We start from the raw sequence: 23,857 nt of genomic DNA on the forward strand, positions 1-23,857 counted from the left end.
AAGTTAAACTGTTATTTGCAATAAATATTTTTAGGAAATTTTACCAGTATATTTCTTAAATTTACTTATTATGCGAAAATGATTTTTGAAAATATTTAGTAGCAAGAATGGCAGTCAATTTTAAATACTATCTGGGGCTTTTATCGATTATATTATTATCTTCTCTTAATTCATTTAGTCAAACAGCAATTCTTCTGGATGATTCAAAAGAATTGCAAGATATCGGAAAACAAACCTATTATCTGGAGGATTCTTCACTTAGATTATCTATTCAAGAAATCATTAATGATGGTATTGATGCTAAGTTTAAACCTAATTCTAAAGAAACCATAAATTTTTCCAGCACTGCTTCTGCTTACTGGTTAAAATTCAACATTACTAAGGACAAACCTGGTGACTTTTATCTCAACGTAGGTTCTGCTTATATTGATTCGATATCGCTGTATGAGTTTGATGAACAAAATCGACTTGTTTCTACACGCCATACTGGTGATGATTTACCTTTTGATAGCAGAGAAATTGAAGTAGGAAATTATCTGTTTGCACTAGATTTTGAACCAAATAGTACTCGAACCTTTTATCTAAGAGTAAAGAGTGATCAACCTTTGTTTTTCCTACTCAGAGTAGGAACACTTCGGGACTTTGCTGCGTATGAGCACGATTTAGACTTCCTTCAAGGAATCTATTTTGGTTTTATGCTATTGATATTCCTATATAATCTTTTTTTATATTTTTCTACTAGAGAGAAGATATATCTCTATTACATAGCTTATGTTGTCAGTATCACTTGGTTTATGGCTTCAGTATTTGGTTATTTCTTTGAATATTTCTGGCCTAATTTCCCATTTCTTAATGGGTTAGTAGTCGTCAGTTCAGGTTTAACCATGATTACAGCTACATTGTTTACCCAAAAGTTTTTGAACACAAAAGCATCAGATCCTAAGATGCACAAAGGATCGATGGTGTTTCTTATTTTAGGTTTTTTGGTATGTATACTTGTAGTACTGGGCTTTAAAATAGAAGGTTTAAAATTAGCTCAAGGTGGTCTTCTTATTATGGCTGCATACTTTCTCGTATTGGGTATTCGATTTAAATTAAAAGGATATCGCCCTGCCAAATATTACTTACTTGCCTGGGGAACTCTTGTTGTAGGTATTTGTTTTGCTATACTTGAGTCGTTAAATATAACTTTTGTAATGACGTACTTAAATGCAATGCAAATTGGATCTGCTTTAGAAGTATTATTACTTTCTTTTGCACTTGGTGATCGCATAAATATGTACAAAAAGCAAAAAGAAGATGCGCAATTAGAAGCTTTAATAGCAGCCAAAGAAAATGAAAGACTTATTCAAGAGCAAAATTTTATATTAGAAGAGAAAGTTCAGGAACGAACGGCTGAAGTTGCTAGTCAAAATAAAGCACTAGTTAATTTGAATGAAGAAAAAGATATGCTGGTAGATATGGTCGCTCATGATCTTAGAACTCCTTTACATCAAATGAAGGGATTGATATGGCTTCTTGATATACCTGCTATGAAATTAACTGAGGATCAAAATACTTATTTAACCGAAATTGATAACTCGGTTGATCGGTTAACAGATATGATTGGCCGTATTTTAAATACACACGCTTTGGAAGCAAATCAAATCAAATTAATGAATGAAATCATTAATATGGTTGAATTGATTGAATATATGGCGCAGCGTTTTTTCCTTATTTCTGAAGAAAAAAATATCAAAATATCAATAGAGGCAGAAGAAGGGAATCATTTTGTTGAAGTCGATAAAAATTATTTGATACAAGTTTTAGAAAACTTGCTTTCTAATGCTATTAAATTTTCTGAAAAAGGAAGTAAAATAATACTACATGTAAAATCTCATGATAATAAAACTCATATTGTGGTTGAAGATAATGGCCCTGGTATTAGTGAAGAAGATCAGAAAAAACTATTTGGAAGATTTCAGAGACTAAGTGCACAACCCACAGCAGGTGAGTCATCTATAGGATTGGGATTATCCATCGTAAAAAAATATGTAGAAGTCATGAATGGTCAAATTCATTGCGAAAGCCAATTAGGTGTCGGAACCAAATTTATTATTTCTTTTGATTCTAAAAGTTAGATAACATAGGCTTATCTATCATAAATTACTTTCTATCTACTAGCATATTCATGCCAGCGATTAATTTTAAGTATTACGTTCTAATACAGTTATTTTAGTGTGAAATAGAATTGTAATATGTAATGAATAAATATCTGACTCTTGTCTTTTTAGCTTTTTTAAGCATCTCTTGTGTATCCCAAAAAAATGATAAACAAACACTTTACGCAAAAAAGAATTTAAATAGTAAGGTCATGAAACTGATTCATGGAAATTGGTTTAATGGAGAAATATTTGAGAATAAAACAGTTTGGATAAAAGATGGATTGATTTATTTTAAAAATATTAACCATCCAATTGATACTATTATAAATCTTTCAGGAAAGTATATAATACCTCCATTTGCGGATGCACATAATCATAATTTGGAAAGTAGTTATGAATTAGATAAAAGGATTCACTCATATTTAGACAATGGAGTATTTTATGTAAAACATCTTTCATCAATCAAAAAACGAATAGCTCCATTAATGTTTAATTATAATAAACCAGATGGTATAGATGTAAGCTTAGCTCATGCCCCTTTAACAGCAAGTGGTGGGCATCCTATTGCTCTACGCAAAAGACATTTGAGCTATGGTTATTTTGATGGCTTATTTAATTCTATCGAAGAAATAGAATTTCACGGATATGTTCGAATAGATAATAAGAAAGATCTTGAAAACAAGTGGGATACGATACTATCATTTTCACCTGACTTTATCAAGATAAACCTTTTGTATTCAGAAGAATATAATAAAAGAAAAAATGACACCTCATATTTTGGTAAAAAAGGTTTAAATCCTAAGTTGGTACCACTTATTGTTAACAAAGCACATGCAGAGGGGTTAAGAGTAAGTGCACATGTTGAAACTGCTTATGATTTTTATATTGCTGTAAATGCTGGAGTTGATGAGATTGCTCATCTTCCAGAAATAAAAAATGGAAAACCTATTGATAAAGTAGATGTATTATTAGCCAAGGAAAAAGGAATTGTAGTAGTAACTACAGTATCTCTTGTTACTAAAAGACGAAAAGCTTCTAATTATAATGATTTAGTAAATAATATTTCATTAAATCTGAAATTACTTAAAGATCATGGTGTAACAATTGCTCTGGGATCTGATATGTATAATGACAATTCAACTGGAGAATTTGAAATTTTACAACAATTAAACGTTTTTAGTAATTTGGAGTTATTAAAAATGTGGACTGAAAATGCACCGAAAACGATTTTTCCAAATAGAAAAATAGGTGCGCTGAAAGAAAGTTATGAAGCTAGTTTTTTGGTATTGGATAAGAACCCTATTAAAGATATTAGTAATATCAATAATCATATAGCTATTAGGGTAAAGCAAGGAGTAGTTTTAAAATAAGTATAGATTTTTAGTGAATAAAAATAGATAGCTAATAAAGTTAATTCGTAGACACTGATGTAACTTTAAACAAAAAGGAAAAATATGAGATCTAACAAATTAATCAAACATGTTTTTTTTTGGATTCTATTTCTTCTTTTGTGGAGCGTACATGATCTCAATTACCATAAAAACATATTGGAGAACCTGAAAACCAATATATTCACATTCATCCCTTATGCAGTATTAGTATATTTCAATTTGTATTTCTTAATGCCTAAATTCTTATTTAAGAAAAGAATTGTTCCTTTTACACTGCTATTGATAACAAGTATTATCATCACCACAATATTTACTTCTTATTATCTTTCTTTTTATTTTAAAAGCATAGATGTTCATCTACCCACATCTATTTTCTTTGTTAGTATTGCCGGAAAAATTGCCATAATTACTGAGATTATTCTATCACTTTGTTTATCAATGACCCTTTTTTTAACGGATGCTTGGTACAAAAAAGAACGCTCCTTGAAAGAAATAGAACAAAAACAGTTAGAAACCGAATTGAACTTATTAAAGAATCAAATAAACCCTCATTTTCTTTTTAATTCATTAAATAGCATTTATATCATGCTTGGAAAAAACCTCGAAAGTGGAAAAAATATGTTACTACAATTTTCAGAAATTCTAAGTCATCAGTTATATGAAACCAGTAAAAAAAATATCGAATTATATAGGGAGTTTGATAATCTTAAAAATTACATTGCTATTGAAAAAATTAGACACGGAGATCTGGTTATAGTTGAATGTTCTTTTCCTAAATACAAAGAAGAGTTAACAATAACTCCAATGATTTTATTACCACTTGTAGAAAATGCTTTTAAACACGGACAAAGTAGTACTGGATATAAAATTAAAATAATTGCTTCTATAGAATTTAATCATGTTTTAAATTTTAAGGTTGAAAATACAGTTTCTAATAAACACATTCAAAATTCATCAGAAAAGGGTAAGGGTATAGGTTTAACAAACGTAAAAAAAAGATTAGCCCTAATTTATCCCAATAAACATCTGTTACATATAGAAAGTAAAAACGCTAAATTTATAGTAAATCTAAAAATCCAACTAAATGAAAATGAAATGCTTAATAGTTGATGATGAACCACTGGCAAGAGAAGGGTTAGAGGATTTTATTAGCCGAACCTCTTTTTTAGAGCTTACCAAATCATTTTCTTCAGCTATGGATGCTATCGAGTTCTTAAAACAAAGCTCTGTAGATATTATTTTCTTAGATATTCAAATGCCAGATATGACAGGGATTGAGCTTATGAAAGCACTTTCAACTCTTCCTAATGTAATATTTACAACTGCTCATCGTGAATTTGCACTAGACGGGTTTGAATTGAATGCGGTTGACTTTTTATTAAAACCATTTTCATACAGTAGATTCCTTAAAGCTGTTAATAAAACGATAGATTTAGATAAAGAAAGAAAGATAAATAATGATGTAAAAGATCATATTTTTATTAAGAGTGATGGAATGATCATCAAGATTTTAATAGAAGACATTACATTTATCGAAACTGCTCAGGATTATGTAAAAATTCATACAGTCAATGATCAGTATCTTACTCTGGTATCACTTAAACATATAGAGCAGGAATTACCAAAAGAAAAATTTATAAGAGTACATAGATACTATTTGGTTGCATTTAATCATATCAATAAACTAGAAGGTAACTTAATTTATGTTGCTGGTAATAGAATAAAAATAAGCAGAGCACTCAGAAACCAAGTATATCAGGCTATAATTGGAAATAACCTCATAGAACGATCTTGATTTTATTGAGCACTGTTTGTAATAAAAGGTAATAGAATATTCTTTACCCAGAAGCTATGATAGGAGAGTAGTATAAAGTATTTGTAGGTTGAAATTTATTTATAGTTTATTTTCTTCAAGGTATTTTTTTAAATAATTCCGATAACTACTTCCGACTGGAATTTCGTTAGAATTTATCAAAACACATCCGCTATTATATTGAGATATTTTTTTTAAAGGAACTATGAACGATTTATGAATCCTAATAAAATCAAAGCTACTTAATTTTTCTTTAATAGATTTTAAAGTTTTTAATGCCAAATAATAATTTTTGCCACAAACAATTTTAGCATAATCTTTCATACCCTCGATATAATCAATGTCTTCAACAAATACTCTTACAAACTCATCGCCTTCTTTGATATAAAATGATGGTTTTACAATTACATTGCTATTAGAACTAATAATTTGTTTACTAGCTTTAAAACGCTCCATAGTTTTAGCAAAACGTTCAAAAGATATAGGTTTTAGAAGATAATCAATAATATTTAACTCATAACTCTCTATGGCATACTCTGAATAAGAAGTAGCCATTACAAATTGTGTTTTATTTTGTACGAGTTTAACTAATTCTGTGCCCGAAATTTGAGGCATTGCAATATCAGTAAAAACTAAATCGATTAAATTGTCACTTAGATATTTAAAAGCTTCAATTGAATTTGTAAAAGTTTTCACAATATAAAATTCAGGAAATCTATTAATATAATGAGTAAGAACATCTATAGCTAAAGGTTCATCATCAATGATTATAGTTGAATATTTTGCCATTATTGTAAGTTAATTTCTAGATGTGCTAAATATATATTGTTTTTAAGTTGTAAACTATATTTGGATGTTTTAGGATAAGATAATTGCAATCTTTTTTTAAAGTTTTTTAATCCAATTCCTTCTCTATTACTTTTATTAAAATGCTGTTTTTTTTGTACGCTATTTTTAACAGTGAAAAATAAATTATGGTCAATTATCTTAACCTTAATCTCTACAAAAGAATTAATATCATTAGTATAAAATCCATGCTTAAAAGCATTTTCAACAAGAACCATTAATAGCAATGGTTCTATATTTTTTCCTTCAGGATTACCATCAATATATAAATGAATATTCGCCTGTTCTCCAAATCGAATTTTTTCTATAGTTATATACTCTTCAATAAACTTTAATTCGTGAATTAGTTTTACTTGCTTGCAAATAGAATCGTCTGTTAAATAACGCATCATATTAGAAAGCTTTAATATAGTATCGGGAGTTTTTGGATTATTTTTTAATGACATACTATACAAAGAATTAAAAGCATTGAATAAAAAATGGGGATGCAATTGATTCCTTAACAACTGTTTTTTAACTTGATTTAACTCGATCTCTATTTTTTTATAACGATATAAAAACTCCAATCGATTTACAAAGTAGATAAGTACACAGAATAAAAAAGTTTTTCCTAGAAACTCCGTAAAAAAATCAAATGTTCTTTCAGATAATACCTTGTCATGGATTCTGTAAGATTTCAGCGAAGCTAATAATGCTATAATAATAATGAAGAAAACTACATAACTGGTTTTATGCCAAAATAGTTTGCGTTTCGATACATAATAATATAATACATAAGAAATTATAGCAAATATAAAATACTCTACTGCATCACTCGTGATAAAGAAAAGCCACTTATTTGGTAATGTATTAAAAGCTTTTTCTATAAACTGAATAGTTATTATAGATATAAAGATCACGTTAAAAGTGGTTTTTATAATCTGTATTGTTTTATCTGATATTTGAAACATAGTTGATTTTAAAAAGCTCTTGTAAATATATTAAAATGATATTCGGACAAATCGATTAAAACATTTAAGATATCTATTAGCAAACTATGTTGATCGATTTCATTTTTATTACAGGTTAAATAAAAATAGGTTTGATAGAGTTTTACTTTAAAAATTAATTAAGAATGAAAACTAGAATCATAACATTCATACTTGTTTTAAACATATTTACAATATTTGGACAAAAACTTGAATTAGAAAAAGCATCTCCTTTTACAGCGGTAAAATGGGAAAAAGATCAGCCTGTAGTTCTATTTAATAATGAATGGTATCATTTTGAAAAATTAGACAGTTTAAGTAAAAAACGAATATTAGATTTTTGTAAAAAGAAATTTGGATATAAATGGAAAAAACGTTTTTCTGAAGACTTAATTGAAGTATTAAAAGGGCTAAATTACATTCCTAATAAACAAGTTGATTTAGAATTGTTTAAAGATAGTGTGTCCAAAACATATAAAGGAACATTTACTTTTGAAAACAGGCAGCATTGTTTGGTTTATAATAGAAATCATAAAGAATCGAAGTCTACTATAAAGTTTCCTCAAAAAATCAGTAAAGAACAAGCAATAAAAGATTTAAAACAATTTGAATCTATATTAGATGTAAGATCATCTTATGCACAACTCACATCCTTTGATTATGTGTCTGCAATTAAAAAACTAGAAATTGCTATCTCAAGAAAAAAAGATGATCTAAATATAGATGAATTCGTCAATAAAATTGGCAAAATCATGTCTGAAATTGGAGATAGACATTCATCCATTAAGAATAAATCATTTGATAAAAGCAACTATGAAACATACGGTTTAAGACTTCCATTTGGAGTTACTGTTGTAGATGAAAAAATAATGGCTGTAAAACAAAACTTAAATGATAAAAACTATACTTATTATAATAACAAATTTCCATATATCAAGAGTATAGACGGTGTAAGCATAGATACTTTAATAGATATTTATAATTACAGAGACAAGAAAGCTCCAAAAAATGTAAAATTTTCAAGCGGAGCTGAGGCAATTCAAAAGTATGGAGAGCTTTTATTTAAAAATAACAAACAATTATCAAGAAAGGTAGAAGTAGTTTTTACAAATGATATAATAGATAAAGTAGAACAGGTTGAACTAATAACTGACAGAAATGGATATACATCAAAACTAAGTAAAGACACTTTTAAATCAATGATTAAGGTTAGAAAAACTAAACAATTAAATCATTTAAGTAAATTATTAAATGACACTATAGGTTATATAAAAATCCCAATGATGTATCATTATGAAGATATTCAAGGTTTGGAGAGTTTTATTAAAAGTACTATCGAAGGATTTTCTAATACAAAGGCGCTGATAATAGATATCCGTAATAATCCAGGTGGTGGAAGAGAGATTTTACAAACATTTGCAAGTTATATTGTACAACCAGAACAAACACCTTGGATAGCAAATGTCGCTTATCTACGTACCAATAAAAATATAACCTCAGATGAAGAATCAATGAATGGTCGTTATTTATATACTTACAATTCAAATAAATTATCGCACACTGATAGAGAAGCAATCGATTTGTTCAATAAAAATTTTAAACCCCAAAGAGAATTTAAAAACTCAAAATTCAGCAGTCCATTTTATATGGTTTTACATGCTGGAAAAACTCTATATACCAAACCTGTTTATATTTTGGTAAATGAAAAAAGTTTTAGTGCTGCAACCGTTTTTACCTGCGCATTTAAAGGTTTGCCAAATGTCAAAATAGTAGGTGTAACAACAGATGGTTCAAGTGGAAATTCAAGAAAAATATATTTAGATAATTCAAATATCAGAGTTAAAGTATCTACAATGCTATCTTTCCAAAGGAATGGAAAAACATTAGATGGAAATGGCACAGAACCAGATATTTATATTCCGATAGATTTAGAACAAACATTTACAGGAAAAGACACACAACTGCAAAAATTAGTGGAGATTATTAATAAGAATAAATAGAAATGTAAGTAATCAATTCTGTTCAAAACGATCATTGGAGTGAAATAAACCCTGTTTTATAAGGATTAGGAACTCAAGTAATCATTCACAGATCAATAATATAAGTTCACAGAATAAAATTTCTAACCTGAGAGAAGAATATCACATTTGGGGTAAACTCTTATAAATGCGATTCATTCTATTCATAATATTTTTTTTGATAGTTTCAATAACTGTTTCTTCACAACAAAGTGTTCTTTATAAAGGCACCGTTAAAGACGCAATTACTCAGGAAAACATTCCATTTGCAACAATCGTAATGTATAATAACACTGATCTGATTGATGGTGTTTCTACCGATAACGATGGAATATTTCTGTTAAGAATCACAGAAAAGATAACACATTTAGAAGTTAGTTTTATAGGGTATAAAAAGGATATAATTACTATAACAGATATTGAAAACTCAAACCAGATAAATGTTCTTTTAGAAACTTCGGATACCGAATTGGATGAAATCATTATTAATGCAGAAAGAACTACCACCCAATTAAAAATAGATAGGAAAGTAATAAATATTGGAGCCGATTTACAGCAATCAGGAACTACCGCATTAGAAGCCTTTGACCAGGTTTCTGAAATACAAACAGATTTAGGTACAGGCACTATATCACTTCGAGGAAGTGGTAATATTCAATTATTAGTTAATGGAAAACCAAGTGCCATGCCTACAACCGAATTATTAGACCAAATACCTGCATCATCAATAGATAAAATAGAAATTATTACATCTCCATCTGCCAAAAATCAAGCCAATGGCATATCCGGAATCATTAATATTGTTTTAAAAAAAGACATTAGTAATGGATTGAACTTAACACTCAATTCATCTGTAGGAACCAAGCGTTATGGTTATGGGTTTAATGCTAATTATAACTTTTCCTCTTTTAATGTAAGGTTAAACGCTGTTAATAATACTAGAAACTTGGACAGTAAACAATGGATTAACCAACGGTATACTAATGGCAATACTAGAGACTTCTTTTCTCCCCATGATTTTAATGGAAAAGTTAAAAGGATTTCCTCAGGTATAGACTTTTTTATCAATGCAAAAAATGAACTGTCCTTAGAAATCGATCATACGAATGATTATCATAGTTTTTTTAATGATACTTACTACAGTAATGTTACAGGAAGAGATGATTATATATATACTAGAAATTCATCACACGAGCATAAAACGATAGTTTATAATGTCAATTATAGAAGAAAGTTTAATAAAAATGATCATTTTCTCGAAGTAGAGTATAACATAAATAAAAACAAAAACATTTTACCAGCAACAGATTTTGAAGAAGGGATATTTCTGTTTAATGAATCACAACGTAACAATAATGATTTGTATGCATTAGCGTTAGATTACGTGGTACCAATAAAAAACACCACGATTGAAACAGGAGTTTCATGGAATCAAAGAACATTAAAAAGTTTTAAAGATTTTGAACCTAGTGAAGGAATAGATACTCACGATGTTTTTAATTACCAAGAAAACTTAATCGGCATTTATGGGTTAGCTAAGTTTAGTATAGGAAAACTTAATTGGCAGACGGGACTACGTTATGAATATTTTACATCTGACTCAGATAATACAATTAATAGTCAAATAACTGATTTAAAATTCTCAAATATATTTCCATCATTACATTTCTCATATAAATCAAATGATATTAATACGTTTAGTTTAGGGTATAGTAAACGTATTTCACGTCCTAATTTTCATCATATTAATCCATTTCAAATAGGGAATCAGTATTTTCAATGGAATGCAAATCCTAATTTAGAACCTGAATTCGCTGATAATTTCGAATTAAATCATCAGTACAATAGAAAACGCTTAAATACTTCTATATCCATATTTTACAGAAATAAAACAAACGTAATTCAATGGATAGAAACCATTGATAGTGATGGTGTTCGTGTTATAAGTTTCGAAAATATAGGAAGTAGGGATTCTTATGGAGTAGAAAGTAATATTCAATATAAAATAACCGATTTCTGGAACTCCGGATTTTCAGCAAATTATTACTACACTAAGGCAAATCAACCAAACATAACCTGGGATGATTTATACAATTCAAGTATAATCTTAAAAAACACTTTTAAAATTACTAAAAGTATAGGTACGGATATTACATATCGTCATACACCAAAAAATCAAAATATTTATAGTATTACTCAAGCAAGGAATCGTATAGATTGGGCAATCAAAGTCAAATTTTTAGATAATAAACTCACGGCCAACCTTCGGATAGTAGACCTATTGAATAACAACCTAAGGAAACGAACAATGGTTTTACCCAATATAACACAAGATGAAACTTGGAAATTTCAATCACAAACTTTTGGATGGTTGTTCACCCTTAATTATAAACTATTTCAGAATAAAGGTAATATCAGAAATAGAAAACAACGGGATTATGATTACGGAGGAGCAACAGATTAATTATAAAAATAAATGCATGAAAACAAATTTTATAAAAATTATAGTATTAAGCATATTAATACCTCAAGTAAATCTTGCACAAACATCTTTTAAGAAAGATACAATTACGCCTCAGGAGTTAAGTTCATGGAGAACATTGGATAAAGGTAAAACGACCGTTCAAGGTGATGAATTGATAGTTGAAGAAACTGATGGTGCTGATGGGTATTTCTTAATAAGCCCTAAAAGCTATTCTGGAGATGTTATTTTAAATTATAAAATAAAAGCATTATCAGAATCATCGGTGCTAATTGTTTTGTTGTCTGCTTCAGATAATGGAGAATCTAAGAGTATAACTCTTCCATCTAAAGAATCAAAAGGACCTGATTTTTGGATGTGGAGAACGCATTTAGAACATTATAATCTCACATTCAACAATGTATCTCACGGTTATAAACCATTTTTTTATAAAAACATAACTCCTTATAAGCGTGGATTTTATCAAACTAGACCAGATAATGTAATGAGTCCACTACAATGGTATGATGTAGAGATAGGAAAACAAGGTGCAAATCTATGGTTTAAGCTAAATAATAAAATCATTTTTGAACAAGAAGATTATAAACCTTTGTCAGGAGGGCACGTGATCTTTAGGATAAGTGGAACCAATGGAAAACAAGTAATTTTGGCCAAAGCAGTCATAAAAGATTTGGTAATTTCTCATCAATAAAGTTGTAACTTGTCATAATTGAAAGAATCCAAAAACATATATCAAAAGTTTTTAAAGATAGAACCGTTATGTCATATTTTTATATGGAGTATCGTTTTATTTTACCCTTATATTAAATACGCAGGAAGAGAAGGAGGGTATATGATGTCATTTACACACGAATTGAATTCTTTATTCTTTAAAATGACCATTTCATATTTTCTATATCTATGGTATTTCCCAAGAAAAAGTAGATTAAAATACATCCCTTTAGTAATAATAACTTTCTTAATTAACACTACCATATATGGGTGGTTTGATGGTTTTTTTCATGAAGATATCAATCATTTATGGATGCATTTTATGGCTAACCTGCTTACATATATAAGTTTTGGAATTGTATTTTTTACTGTTTTTTCGCTAAAAAAACTTTACAAAAAGCAAATCGAAATTGATTCCCTCATAAAAGAGAAGCAACAAGCAGAGCTTAAAGCATTAAAAGCACAGGTAAATCCGCATTTTTTATTCAATACATTAAATACCATTTATGCAAATGCTTTAAGGAAAGATGATAAGACTCCTGATTTAATTTTAAAATTATCCGATAGTTTCAGGTATCTGCTTCATGAAGGTCAAAATGAAAGTGTAACGATTAAGCAAGAAATACAACATGTACAGGATTATATTAATTTGCAACAAGAACGTTTATCTAATAAGATAGAGGTTGATTTCTCTTCAAAAATCGATAATAAAGAACAGCGTATAGCTCCATTATTGCTAATAGGGTTTGTCGAAAATGCATTTAAATATACAAGCGTCTTAAAAGGGAAAAATCATCAGATTACTATTAACATTAAATTAGACAATAATCAATTAATTTTTCAATGTAAAAATCCATTCGATAAAAATGAGGCACATGAACTAGACTATAATTGGAAAAAAAGTGGTGTGGGAATTAAAAGTACTCAAAACCGGTTACAATTACTTTATCCCGAAAAACATCAGTTGAAGATTATAAGAGAAGGAGGAAAATTTATAGTAACATTGAAAATTCAAATATGATACAGTGTTTAATTTTAGAAGATGAGCAATCAGCACAAGAGGTATTGCAAAACTATATAGATAAAACTCCATTTATTAAATGTTTAGGAGTTTATGAAAGTGGATTAGATATTCCACCAGAAAAATTACAACAAGTTGATGTTTTATTTTTAGATATTCAGTTACCAGAACTGTCTGGATTATCATTTCTAAAAACCTTAATCAATCCGCCAAAAGTAGTTGTTACCACAGCTTATACTGATTATGCTATAGAAGCATTTGAAGAAGCTGTAATTGATTACATGGTAAAACCTTTTTCTTATGAACGCTTTTTTAAAGCAGTAACCCGAGTAAGAAATTTATCTTTAGAACAGCAAAAGGAGCAAAAGAAGCATCTCTTTTTATATGCCGATAAGACAATTTATAAAATAATTATTGATGATATTCTGTATCTAAAAGCAGAAGTAGATTATGTTAAAGTAGTAACTACAGATAAGCAGATTCTTATTTTAGATAGTTTACGTAATTGGAGTGAAAAACTACAAGAATTCTCCTTTATTCAAATTCACAGATCCTATATAATCAATACAAATAAAATCTCAAAAGTATACGGAAATCAAGTATATATAGGTACTAAGGCTTTACCAATAGGTAAAACATACAAAGAAGTATTCTTAAGAGAGATTTATTAAATATCTGATAAGCGCTAAGTGATATACAGTATTTAACAAACATAAAATCCTATTTTATTTTTTCTGAAGTTTATGGAAAAATAAAGAAATCCTACCCAAACGACAGTATAGAAACAGTCTATACCGTACTATACAAGGTTTATTATTTCTAAAATTTAGGTAAGTAAGATATAAATACTATCTTATAAAACCCTCCAAAATTTATCCTTAAGAATAATTACCTTAAATTTTCTGTCATATTTATAAACGTTCTGTCACTAACATTAATAGAGACAAAAACCTAGTACATGCAAAATCAAATAAATCAAACTTTTGAACAAATTATTGAAGCCAATAAGGGCAAGATATATCGGATTTGTAGAATTTATGCTGTAAACCCTATTGAGCCAGAAGATTTATTTCAAGAAGTCATCTATCAAATATGGAAATCTTACGCATCATTTAAGGGAAAATCAAGTATAGGCACTTGGATATATAAAATTGCGCTTAATGTATGTATTCGTTCAAAAGGAAAACTTAACAAAAAAAATGATAAAACAATACGATTGGATGCCATTCAATTTACATCAAAAGAAAACACAACCAGTGTTTTTGAAGATAGAAAGTATGAAGCTCTACAAAGTTGTATATCATCCTTAAAGGTAGTTGATAAATCAATTGTTATTCTTTCTCTTGAAGATCTACCATATAAGGAGATTGCAACTATAACAGGTTTGTCAGAAAATCATATAGCAGTAAAAATGAGACGGATAAGAAAAATATTGTTGAAATGTATAACATCAAAAATAAAATAATATGTTGAATAAAGAGGAGCAAGGAGCATGGGATGATTTAAAAAACATATGGAATGAATCATCTCAAAACAAAGAAATAAAAATTGTAATGTCTCAACTCATAATAGAATTAGAGAACAAGACCAGTCAATTTGAAAAAGATTCCATAAAGAGAGACATAAAGTTTATTGAACGTAACACAAGTCAGTTTGAAAAAGACTCTATTAAAAGAGATATAATACTGTTTAAACGTCTTACCAGTCAATTTGAAAATAACTTTATCAAACCGGGTATAAACATTTTCACAAGAGTATTGAAAAAGTTTATCACAAAAATAAAAGGAAAGAATAAAAACCAATAAATAACCATAAAAATGAAAAATATACTACTAATAATTTTGACTTTAATTGTTCAAGTCTCGTTTGGACAAACAGAAAAACCAGCCAATAAAACTGTTACTGAAAACTTTGTAAAAAACTATAATTCTGAAGATTATAAAACAATATTTTCAATGTTTTCAGATACAATGAAGGAAGCATTACCGTCTGATAAAACATCAGAATTTTTAACAGGTTTAAAGACACAAGCAGGAAATATTACCAATCAAGAATTTATTAAGTATGAAAATGGAACATATGCTTCTTACAAAACGACTTTTGAACGTGCAGTTTTTACTCTTAATATTTCTATAGATGAAAATTCAAAAATCAATGGATTATTCGTCAAACCATTTGTCGATGAAGCTTTATCAGAAAATATAATAAATGGCCTATCAGTAAAAGATAAAGTAATAACACAAAAGCAAACCGAATTGATATTTAAAAACGCTAAAATTTTCCCAAATCAGACCCAAATCGCTATTGCAATTATTAAAAATGGACAGGTAACTTATTATGGTTTAAAACGAAATGCAGATACCCTTTCTACCATTGATAACCACAGCAGTATTTTTGAAATAGGATCGATAACAAAGGTATTTACTTCCACTTTACTTTCTGGTTTTGTGATAGATAAAAAGGTTCAATTAAATGATAACATTAATAATTACCTAAACTTATCATTAAAGAATGAAAACAAAATATCATTGAAAGAATTATCTAATCATACCTCAGGACTTACTCGTTTACCCTCTAATTTGGATTTAACAACTGTTGATCTTACTAATCCCTACAAAGAATATAATGAAGATGATTTGGTAGATTATCTGACAAAATCTTTAGACATACCTCAAGAATCTATAGGTAAGTATCAATATTCAAATTTAGGAGCAGGACTACTAGGATATATTTTAAGTAAAATTGAAGGTACTAGTTTTGAAAACCTATTACAAGAAAAAATATTTAATAAATATAATATGTCAAGCTCTACAACAAAGCAAAATAATGTACGAGGTATATTTGTCAAAGGGCTAGATTCGAATGGAAAGGAAGTTTCTAATTGGGAGTTTTCTGTTTTAACAGGTGCAGGAGGAATAATGTCTAATGTAGAAGATTTATCAAAATTTGCGCTAGCTCAACTTGACGGATCCAATAGAGAATTAACACTGACTCAACAAAAAACATTCGAAATTAATGGCAATATGAGTATTGGATTAGGTTGGCATATAATTAAAACTAAAAGCGAAAATCAATGGATTTGGCATAATGGGGGTACCGGAGGTTACTCATCTTCTATGGCAATTGACACAAATAATAAAAATGCGGTTATCATACTTTCTAATGTTTCTGCGTTTAACCCTAGTATGAAGAATATAGACAATCTATGTTTTGAGTTAATGAAGACTTTAAAAAATTAATATTTCGGGTCAAAGATTTTTCAAAGTGCATGGAATCTTCTGGTTGTGGTGGCGATGCCGCCATACAATAATGTTATTTTACGACCTTCGGGTCGTTTTTTTACATTTATGAATATACCCCATTGCTATCAGTTATCATTTTTTCTACATAATTACCATATTCTTGTCTCATTGGAAGCAATGAGACATTGATTTCTCCATATTTTAATTGTTTTGCTTTCTAAGCATTAAAAGTAAAACAACATGAAATTGACATCATCAATCAAAAACCGTAAATCACTGTTAACAACAAGAATTCTATTATGCATTATAGCATTAATTGTATTTGAATCTTGTGGAACACATAAACCACAATTTGAAGGAACTCCGCTCGAAAAACATACAAGTCTGGCAGAAACAGGATTTACTCAACAAAAACTAGATTCATTAAGAAATTATATCGATGAAAACTTAACAACTACAGGAATGATTATCTTGAAGAATGGAAAATTACTTTTTGAATATGGAGATGTTCAGGATTTAAGCTATTTGGCTTCTGTAAGAAAGAGTATATTGAGTATGTTGTACGGAAAGTATGTAGAAAATGGCATTATCGATTTAGATGAAACCATTGGTGATATAGGAGTTGAAGAGGATAGCAAACTAACAGAAGTAGAAAAATCAGCAACAGTATATGATATTATAAATTCCCGTTCGGGAGTATTTTATACACCCGTAAACCCTGGCAGTGATAATAATAATATCTTAGAAAGAGGTTCTAAAAATCCAGGAGAATATTTTGTTTATAATAATTGGGATTATAATGTAGCAGGTTACATTTTTGAAAAAAAAACGGGGAAAGATATTTATCAAGAATTAGAAGAAAAGCTTGCAATACCTCTTGGATTTCAAGATTGGAATATTAAAAATCAAAAAAAACAATATAACAAAAACAAATCCAGATATCCGGCATATCATATGTATATATCCGTGAGAGATATGGCTAAAATCGGGCAGTTAATGCTAAATAAAGGAAAATGGAATGGTAAGCAACTAATCTCAGAAAGTTGGATAGAAAAAATAACATCCACAGTTACTAAAACTGAAGAAATTAATGAACGAAAAGGACTTACGAAATCAAGCCCTTATCAGCTCTCATACGGATATATGTGGTGGATCATAGATAATATCAAACATCATCCTGATTTTGAAGGTGCTTATCATGCCAGTGGGTATGCAGGACAGTATATTACCGTAATCCCTAAATTAAATATGGTTGTTGCACATAAGCATCGAATGCCAAACTTGGTACGATTAGGATTAAAAAGCGGTAATGATGTTCCTTATTGGCAATATTTTGGTTTATTACACGATTTTATGACGTCAGATAGAGGTAAGTAATTTTATTCAACAGATAGGCGAGTTCTGGAAATAGTAACTAGTATCTCTATAAATTATAAAAACATATTTATCGTATCACCGTTTCTAAAATCTCCCAAACATTATTGGCCAGAATCTTATGCCCTTCTGCGGTAGGGTGAATACCGTCTGCTTGGTTTAAAGTTTCAATACCACCTACATCTTTTAAGAGAAAAGGAATCAGTGCTAACTTGTTTTTCTCAGTCAGTTCAGGAAAAATGGTTCTGAATTCTGTGGTGTATTCAGGTCCCATATTTGGAGGCAATTGCATACCTGCCAATATGATTTTAGTATCAGGATTTTTCTTTCGTACCGCATCAATAATGAATTGAAGATTTGATCGGGTTTCAGTTAGTGGTACCCCTCTCAATCCATCATTAGCTCCCAATTCTAATATAAACACCTCCACTTGTTGATTGAGAACCCATTCAATACGACTTCTTCCACCGGCGGTAGTTTCACCACTTACTCCAGAATTAACCACGGTGTATGCCAAACCTAAAGAATCTATTTTAGTCTGTAATACAGCAGGATATGCCTCATTGATATCATCCAGGCCATAACCAGCGGTTAAACTATCACCAAAACATAAAATGGTTTTGGTTGTAATCGTAGGAGTGTCGGTAGTTTTATTTTCAGTATTTTTCTCTGATTCGGCAGGAGTAGTTTTCGAAGTATTTTTTCCACAGGAGAGCAGTAAACTCAACAATAAAAAATAACAAAACTTTAAGGAAATCGACTTATAGTCGGTGAATAAATCTAAAATCATTTGCTTATTTTTCCTGTTTATCATTATCCTAATTGAATTAATTAAAAGATTTCTATGTCAAAGATATTAAAGATCCACGAGCTAGAGAAGACCTATAGTAGCGGTTCTAAAAAACTAACGGTCTTACATCATATATCATTTGACGTTGAGAAAGGAGCTACCTTTTCTATTGTAGGCCCTTCCGGGAGTGGTAAAACCACCTTATTAGGGCTTTGTGCAGGATTAGATCAACCTGATTCTGGGATAGTTGAATTATGTGGACAAAACTTAAGTGAGTTGGATGAAGATGAACGTGCACAATTACGAAATAAAGAAGTAGGATTTATATTTCAGGATTTTCAGTTACTACCAACCTTAACTGCACTCGAAAACGTGATTGTACCCTTAGAATTACAAGGTGTAAAAAATGCTTCAAAACAAGGTATGGAATTACTGAGAAAAGTAGGACTAGAAAACCGATTTCATCACTATCCTTCGCAATTATCTGGCGGAGAGCAACAACGCGTAGCTTTGGCAAGAGCATTTTCGAATTCACCTTCTATTCTATTTGCTGACGAACCTACCGGAAATTTAGATGAAGAAACTGGCGAAAAGGTGGTACAACTTTTATTTGAATTGAATAAAGAAGCGGGAACTACTTTGGTGATCATTTCTCACGATTTGGATCTGGCAAACAGAACGCAACAGATCCTTCGATTAAAAGGAGGAAAGATTATAACCAATGAGAAAACACTATCATAATGATTAGGAAAGGTGTATATACTAAAGCTGGTATTACTTGGTTGTTTAAAATGGCCTGGCGTGATGGAAGATCCAGTATTTCTAGGCTATTACTGTTTATGGCCTCAATCATTCTCGGGATTGCCGCGGTGGTTTCGATACAATTGTTTAGTGAAAATCTAAAACAGAATATCCAACAACAATCCAAATCATTACTAGGCGCTGATTACCTTATTGATAGCAGGCAACTACCTAATGAAAAGGTACAGGCAATTATTGATTCTTTAGGGCCAGATGCCAAAGAAGTTAACTTTCCATCTATGGCAGCATTTCCAAAAAACGGAGCTGCTAAATTGGTACAGGTTCGTGGTATGGAAGGAGGTTTCCCGTTCTATGGAGATTTAATAACCGAACCTGGGATTGCAGCTTCAAAATATCAAGAAAAAGGAGGAGCTTTAGTCGATGCGACTCTTATGTTACAATATGACATAAAACCAGGGGATTCGATCAAGTTAGGAGTAATTACATTTCCTATTATAGGAGCTATTAATTCCATGCCTGGCAGCTCAGGGATATCCTCTAGTGTGGCGCCAACCGTATTGATTCCATATCGATTTGTAGAAAAGACAGAACTATTACAATTAGGTAGTAGAAAGGAATATCAATATTTTTTTGAAGCACCTGATACAGATCTCGATCAATTAGAAAAAACATTAGATCCTGTTCTGGATGCCGAAAATGCAGATCTCGACACACACAAAAGTACCAGTAGACAAATAGGTCGTAGTTATGATAACTTAGGTAGGTTCCTGAATTTGGCAGCCTTTATAGCGTTGTTACTGGGCTGCATCGGTATTGCGAGTTCGGTTCATATTTATATCAAAGAAAAACTAACCGATGTAGCCGTGTTAAAATGTTTAGGAGCGAGCAGGAAGCAAACTTTTTTGATCTACCTCATACAAATTGCAGCCATGGGACTTATTGGAGGTGTTGTAGGAACCGTTTTAGGAATAGGGTTACAGTATGCACTTCCGACACTGCTACAGGAGTTTTTACCATTCGAAGTTCAGATTTCAACTGCACCACAACCCATTATTATGGGATTATTATTAGGTGTTTTTATGTCTGTATTATTTGCCTTGTTACCCTTGTTGAGTACTTGGTATGTTTCACCATTAGAAGTATTAAGAGTATCAGAAGAACAACCCGTAAAATCCAGAAAAGCACGAATATTCACTTTTGGTACCATTATTCTTTTTGTGCTGTTGTTTTCTATTTGGATTTTTGGTGACTTGGTATTTGCATCAGTTTTTGTGGTGGGTATTTTTGTTACTTTCGCCATTCTGGCTGGTATTTCTATTTTATTTATACGGACCATCAAACGTTATTTTCCCGCTTCCTGGGGATTTACGGCCAGAACTAGTCTATTGAATCTCTTTAGGCCCAATAACCAGACGATGGTACTTATCCTCGCTGTTGGTTTAGGAACTTTTTTGATTAGTACATTATACTTTACCAAAGATATTCTGTTGGCAAAAACGGCCTTGGACAACAGCTCGGATCAGGCTAATATTATTTTAGTAGATGTGCAACCCGAACAACGAGACGCTGCGGTAGCTAGTATAACTAGCACTAACTTAGAAGTTATAGATAATTTGTCGATCGTTACCATGAGAATGCAAAGTATCAAAGGAAAATTGGCGAATGAGATTCGAAAAGATACAACTTCAACCATTCGTGAATGGGTATTAAATCATGAGTTTAGAACTACCTTTCGGGATTCACTAATTGCTTCGGAAACCGTGATCGAAGGAAACTGGGTAGAAGAAATCAAACCAGGTGAGGATGTGACTATCTCGATTTCCGAAGGTTTGGCCGAAGATGCAAAGATTGGAGTAGGGGATCGCATTGTTTTTAATATACAAGGCGTGTTGATGAAAACTATCGTGGGAAGCATTCGAAAAGTAGACTGGACACGATTGCAGTTAAATTTTATGGTTGTTTTTCCTAAAGGAGTTTTAGAAAAAGCACCACAATTTCATGTACTCACAACCTATGTGCCTGATAATAATAAATCTGCGGTGTTGCAACAGGAATTGGTACGCAAATTTCCAAATGTGACGGTCTTTGACCTTAGGCAAATTTATACTGTGATTGAAGATATCTTACAAAAGATCTCCTGGGTAATTAATTTCATGGCTTTCTTTAGTATTCTCACTGGGCTGATTGTGCTAATTGGTTCGGTGCGTACCAGTAAATATCAACGTATTAAAGAGAGTGTGTTATTACGTACACTTGGTGCCAAAAGCAAACAGATACTTCGCATCACTGCACTAGAATATCTGTATTTAGGAATACTAGGTAGTTTGGCTGGAATTCTATTATCGCTTATAAGCAGCCAATTGCTAGCTACATTACTATTTGAGGAGCCTTTTGTGCCTTCTGGCATCCCATTCCTATTGTTTTTACCTGGTATTGTAATCGTGGTATTAGCCATTGGATTGAGTAATATTAAAAGTGTACTGCAAAGTCCGCCGTTGGCGATATTGAGAAAAGTAGGATAGTTGCGTTAGGTAGTATCTTATCATTCCATACTCAAAAAAACACCTTTGTGGTTCTTGTATTCAACAAAAATTAGGGTTTATGAATAGAAAGTTTTACCATATTCGAAAGTGGAGAACAAATGATCATGAAGAAAAAATAATAGTCATAATAATGAAAAATATACTATTTGTAATTTTGGTTTAATAAACCTTTGTTTCGTTCGGATAAACAGAAAACTAGCAAATAAAACTGTTACTTATTACTTTGTTAAAAACTATAATTTTGAAGAGTAGAAAGCAGTAGTTTCAATAATTTTTTAAAATGATATTTTAATAGATTCTTGTAAAGGTAATTGATAATAGGGGTCAACTACACATGCTTATCTTATAACGTCTAAATTACTTTGTATTTAACTAGAATATCAACAATATGTTACTGGTAACATATTTTTTTTGTATTTTTACGTTACCAGTAACGTATTTTATGAAAAAAGACTTTATACAAAAACAGGGCAGGATAGGAGTTACAGCCAGAATTAGAAGGTTAAATGACAAAATAATGTTTTCAGCTAAAAAAGCATATCAATTACTAGAAATTGACATTGAACCTAATTGGCATTTGGTTCTATTACTACTCAAAAAGGAGGAAAAACTAACAGTAACTGAAATAGCCAAAATCCTTGAGTTTACACATCCAGCAATTATTAAAATTGTGACTAAAATGAAACAAAAAAAATATTTAACTACTATCAATGATCCAAGAGATAGCAGAAGGCAGTTATTAAAACTCTCAAAAAAAGCTATAAAAGATCTACCAGAATTAGAAGAAAAATGGGAGTTTATTAGAGAAATACAACATCAAATTATTAGTGATTCATTATTAAAAGAACTTGCCATATTTGAAAATAAATTGAAGGAAAAAAGTATTGAACAACGTATTGAAGAAAAATTAGAGAAAACACAAAATGACTAACATAGAAATCTACATACAAATACTAGGCTTTATAGCATTAGCATTTAGTTTATATGCCATGACTAAGGTAGATATGAAAAAACTTAGATGGTTTCATTTAAGTTCTAGCATATTGTATCTCATATATGGTATTGGTATAGCTCAATTCCCTCTAATTGTTGGAGCTATTTTATTTAGTAGTATTCATATAATTCACTTACGAAAAATTTATTCAAAATAATATGAAACTTTTAAACGCTACCTTAGAAGATTTTAAAAACCTACAGGAACTAAGTAGAGAATCCTATTTACAAAATTTTGGAAGCCATTGGGAAAAAAATGGACTTGATTTATATCTTGAGAATGAATTTGGAGATAAAAGATTAGAGTCTGATTTAAGAGATCCAACTATTGGATATTACTTTATTGTTTTTAAAAATCAAAATGTAGGATTCTTAAAAATGAATTTTAGAACTTCATTAAGATTATCTGATTTAGATAATTGCGAATTAGAAAAAATATACATCTTACCAAAGTACAAAGGTTTGGGGTTAGGAAAACTAGCTATAAAGGCTATCGTATGTGAAATTGTAAGTCGTAATAAAAAATCACTTTTCTTAAGTGTAATTGATACTAATACAAGTGCTATTGCATTTTATAAAAAATTAGGCTTTATATTTCACAGTAAAACACGATTAGAAGTTCCTTATTTTAAGGAAGAATTAAGAGGAATGCATCGAATGGTTTTAAATTTGAGATCATAGAATATTAAAATGTAATGGAACAATTTTCATGAAATACATAGGAAGAAAAAGCATAATGTGTATATTAGATAAAAATAT

At 30.1% G+C, this 23,857-nt stretch carries 21 protein-coding genes; 18 read left to right on the forward strand and 3 right to left on the reverse strand.

All coding sequences use genetic code 11. The features are described 5' to 3' along the window. Positions 1 to 107: 107 nt before the first annotated feature. The 4 genes from U0D62_RS10240 (at position 108) to U0D62_RS10255 (ending at position 5,330) form a co-directional block, all read left to right on the forward strand. Complete coding sequence (locus U0D62_RS10240; protein ID WP_322287183.1) at positions 108 to 2,120, forward strand: sensor histidine kinase; 2,013 nt, start codon at positions 108 to 110, stop codon at positions 2,118 to 2,120. A 233-nt stretch (positions 2,121 to 2,353) separates the two neighbouring features. Further along, positions 2,354 to 3,514, forward strand: coding sequence for an amidohydrolase family protein (locus tag U0D62_RS10245; protein WP_322287184.1), 1,161 nt, complete (start codon positions 2,354 to 2,356; stop codon positions 3,512 to 3,514). A gap of 252 nt (positions 3,515 to 3,766) precedes the next feature. Continuing rightward, positions 3,767 to 4,645 (forward strand): sensor histidine kinase, encoded by an 879-nt coding sequence (locus U0D62_RS10250; protein ID WP_322287185.1) that lies wholly within the window; start codon positions 3,767 to 3,769, stop codon positions 4,643 to 4,645. After that, positions 4,620 to 5,330, forward strand: a complete 711-nt coding sequence (locus U0D62_RS10255; RefSeq protein ID WP_322287186.1) for a LytR/AlgR family response regulator transcription factor — start codon at positions 4,620 to 4,622, stop codon at positions 5,328 to 5,330. The genes U0D62_RS10250 and U0D62_RS10255 overlap by 26 nt, the downstream gene beginning before the upstream one ends. A gap of 99 nt (positions 5,331 to 5,429) precedes the next feature. Here U0D62_RS10255 and U0D62_RS10260 read toward each other — a convergent pair whose 3' ends face one another. Continuing rightward, positions 5,430 to 6,137, reverse strand: coding sequence for a LytR/AlgR family response regulator transcription factor (locus tag U0D62_RS10260; protein WP_322287187.1), 708 nt, complete (start codon positions 6,135 to 6,137; stop codon positions 5,430 to 5,432). Continuing rightward, positions 6,137 to 7,144 carry a sensor histidine kinase gene (locus U0D62_RS10265; protein WP_322287188.1) on the reverse strand — a complete coding sequence of 336 codons (1,008 nt, stop codon included), beginning with the start codon at positions 7,142 to 7,144 and terminating at the stop codon, positions 6,137 to 6,139. The genes U0D62_RS10260 and U0D62_RS10265 overlap by 1 nt, the downstream gene beginning before the upstream one ends. 164 nt (positions 7,145 to 7,308) lie before the next feature. Between U0D62_RS10265 and U0D62_RS10270 the strand changes: the two genes are divergently transcribed. The 9 genes from U0D62_RS10270 (at position 7,309) to U0D62_RS10310 (ending at position 18,013) form a co-directional block, all read left to right on the forward strand. Further along, entirely contained in the window at positions 7,309 to 9,162 is a 1,854-nt protein-coding gene (locus U0D62_RS10270) for a S41 family peptidase (RefSeq protein WP_322287189.1), read from the forward strand. Positions 9,163 to 9,358: 196 nt separating this feature from the next. Then, on the forward strand, positions 9,359 to 11,644 hold the full coding sequence (locus U0D62_RS10275; RefSeq protein ID WP_322287190.1) for a TonB-dependent receptor: 2,286 nt from the start codon (positions 9,359 to 9,361) through the stop codon (positions 11,642 to 11,644). Positions 11,645 to 11,660: 16 nt separating this feature from the next. Next, positions 11,661 to 12,353: a hypothetical protein gene (locus U0D62_RS10280; protein WP_322287191.1), complete on the forward strand. Its 693-nt coding sequence runs from the start codon at positions 11,661 to 11,663 to the stop codon at positions 12,351 to 12,353. A gap of 18 nt (positions 12,354 to 12,371) precedes the next feature. Further along, the gene (locus U0D62_RS10285) at positions 12,372 to 13,394 is read left to right on the forward strand and encodes a sensor histidine kinase (protein ID WP_322287192.1); all 1,023 of its coding nucleotides are present in this window, start codon (positions 12,372 to 12,374) and stop codon (positions 13,392 to 13,394) included. After that, positions 13,391 to 14,065 carry a LytR/AlgR family response regulator transcription factor gene (locus U0D62_RS10290; protein WP_322287193.1) on the forward strand — a complete coding sequence of 225 codons (675 nt, stop codon included), beginning with the start codon at positions 13,391 to 13,393 and terminating at the stop codon, positions 14,063 to 14,065. The genes U0D62_RS10285 and U0D62_RS10290 overlap by 4 nt, the downstream gene beginning before the upstream one ends. A 287-nt stretch (positions 14,066 to 14,352) precedes the next feature. Continuing rightward, complete coding sequence (locus U0D62_RS10295) at positions 14,353 to 14,859, forward strand: RNA polymerase sigma factor (protein WP_322287194.1); 507 nt, start codon at positions 14,353 to 14,355, stop codon at positions 14,857 to 14,859. Position 14,860: 1 nt separating this feature from the next. Then, entirely contained in the window at positions 14,861 to 15,199 is a 339-nt protein-coding gene (locus tag U0D62_RS10300; RefSeq protein ID WP_322287195.1) for a hypothetical protein, read from the forward strand. Positions 15,200 to 15,211: 12 nt separating this feature from the next. Continuing rightward, on the forward strand, positions 15,212 to 16,633 hold the full coding sequence (locus U0D62_RS10305) for a serine hydrolase (protein WP_322287196.1): 1,422 nt from the start codon (positions 15,212 to 15,214) through the stop codon (positions 16,631 to 16,633). Positions 16,634 to 16,876: 243 nt separating this feature from the next. Then, positions 16,877 to 18,013: a serine hydrolase domain-containing protein gene (locus U0D62_RS10310; protein WP_322287197.1), complete on the forward strand. Its 1,137-nt coding sequence runs from the start codon at positions 16,877 to 16,879 to the stop codon at positions 18,011 to 18,013. A gap of 67 nt (positions 18,014 to 18,080) precedes the next feature. On the opposite strand, the gene U0D62_RS10315 is transcribed toward U0D62_RS10310, so the two are convergent. Then, the gene (locus U0D62_RS10315) at positions 18,081 to 18,824 is read right to left on the reverse strand and encodes an arylesterase (protein ID WP_322287198.1); all 744 of its coding nucleotides are present in this window, start codon (positions 18,822 to 18,824) and stop codon (positions 18,081 to 18,083) included. 30 nt (positions 18,825 to 18,854) lie between these two features. On the opposite strand from U0D62_RS10315, the gene U0D62_RS10320 reads away from it, so the two are divergent. The 5 genes from U0D62_RS10320 to U0D62_RS10340 all read left to right on the forward strand — a co-directional run bounded on the left by U0D62_RS10320 (position 18,855) and on the right by U0D62_RS10340 (position 23,779). Further along, complete coding sequence (locus U0D62_RS10320) at positions 18,855 to 19,541, forward strand: ABC transporter ATP-binding protein (protein ID WP_322287199.1); 687 nt, start codon at positions 18,855 to 18,857, stop codon at positions 19,539 to 19,541. Positions 19,542 to 19,591: 50 nt separating this feature from the next. Further along, a complete protein-coding gene (locus U0D62_RS10325) occupies positions 19,592 to 22,084 on the forward strand; it encodes an ABC transporter permease (protein WP_322287606.1) in 2,493 nt (830 codons plus the stop codon). A 463-nt stretch (positions 22,085 to 22,547) separates the two neighbouring features. Beyond that, on the forward strand, positions 22,548 to 23,036 hold the full coding sequence (locus U0D62_RS10330) for a MarR family transcriptional regulator (protein ID WP_322287200.1): 489 nt from the start codon (positions 22,548 to 22,550) through the stop codon (positions 23,034 to 23,036). Continuing rightward, positions 23,029 to 23,256, forward strand: a complete 228-nt coding sequence (locus tag U0D62_RS10335) for a YgjV family protein (RefSeq protein WP_322287201.1) — start codon at positions 23,029 to 23,031, stop codon at positions 23,254 to 23,256. Before U0D62_RS10330 ends, U0D62_RS10335 begins: the two co-directional genes overlap by 8 nt. A 1-nt stretch (position 23,257) precedes the next feature. Then, a complete protein-coding gene (locus U0D62_RS10340) occupies positions 23,258 to 23,779 on the forward strand; it encodes a GNAT family N-acetyltransferase (protein WP_322287202.1) in 522 nt (173 codons plus the stop codon). Positions 23,780 to 23,857: the final 78 nt, after the last annotated feature.

It is taken from the genome of Aquimarina callyspongiae (genome assembly GCF_034322225.1).
Taxonomy (GTDB): Bacteria; Bacteroidota; Bacteroidia; order Flavobacteriales; family Flavobacteriaceae; genus Aquimarina.